This is a genomic window from Micromonospora sp. U56 (genome assembly GCF_018070095.1).
In the GTDB taxonomy this organism is placed as follows: Bacteria; Actinomycetota; Actinomycetes; order Mycobacteriales; family Micromonosporaceae; genus Micromonospora; species Micromonospora purpureochromogenes.
Map to the genome: position 1 here is coordinate 1 of NZ_JAGPYL010000269.1, position 1,079 is coordinate 1,079.

The window sequence follows — 1,079 nt, forward strand, 5'->3', positions numbered from 1 at the left end:
GTTTGAGTAAGCTGTGGACGTGACACGTGCTGCAGCGCCACTGGTGCTCGAACCCGGTCAGCGGGAACTGCTGGAGTCTCTTGCCAAGTCGCGTACGGTCGAGCATCGGCTGGTGCAGCGGGCGCAGGTGCTGCTGCGCGCCGCGGACGGGATGTCCAATGCCGACAATGCGGTGCTGGCCGGGGTGACCCGGGTGACGGTGCGGGCATGGCGGTCCGAGTTCGCCGAGCGTGGGCTGGCCGATCTCGGCAGGGTTGGGCCGGGTCGTGGCCGTAAGGCGTCGATTCCGCAGGAGACGATCGACCGGATTGTGGAGTTGACGCTGCACTCGAAGCCGGAGGGGGCGACGCACTGGTCGTGCCGTTCGATGGCGGCGAAGGTCGGTGTGAGTCCGGCGACTGTGCAGCGGGTGTGGGACGCCCGAGGGCTCAAGCCGCACCTGGTGGAGACGTTCAAGCTGTCCAACGACAAGCGGTTCGAGGAGAAGCTCGTCGACGTCGTGGGCCTGTACCTGAACCCGCCGGACAGGGCGGTGGTCTTGTGCATGGACGAGAAGAGCCAGATCCAGGCCCTGGACCGCGCCCAGCCGAGCCTGCCGCTCAAGCCCGGGCGGGCCGGCACGATGACCCACGACTACAAGCGCCACGGCACCACGACCCTGTTCGCCGCGTTGGATGTGCTGACCGGCAAGGTGATCGGCAAGTGCTTCGCCCGGCACCGGCACGACGAGTTCCTGCGGTTCCTCCGCACGATCGACACCTCCGTGCCCCGCAAGCTGCAGATCCACATGATCGTCGACAACTACGGCACCCACACCCACCCCAACGTCAAGGCGTGGCTGGCCAAGCACCCGCGTTTTCACCTGCACTTCACCCCGACCAGCTCGTCCTGGCTCAACCTGGTTGAGCGCTGGTTCGCCGACCTGACCGAGAAGATGATCCGCCGTGGCGTGTTCCGCAGCGTCGACGACCTCGTCGCCGCCATCGAGGAGTACCTGCGCGTGCACAACGACGACCCGAAGCCGTTCGTGTGGACCGCCACAGCCGAATCGATCCTGGCCAAGGTCCGACGTGGACGAG

Annotated in this window: 1 protein-coding gene; it reads left to right on the plus strand. The window is 66.7% G+C overall.

Going from position 1 to position 1,079, the window contains the following annotated elements; translation table 11 throughout:
- Positions 1-19: 19 nt before the first annotated feature.
- A partial coding sequence (locus KBX37_RS33920; protein WP_374103949.1) for an IS630 family transposase occupies positions 20-1,079 on the plus strand: 1,060 nt, incomplete at its 3' end.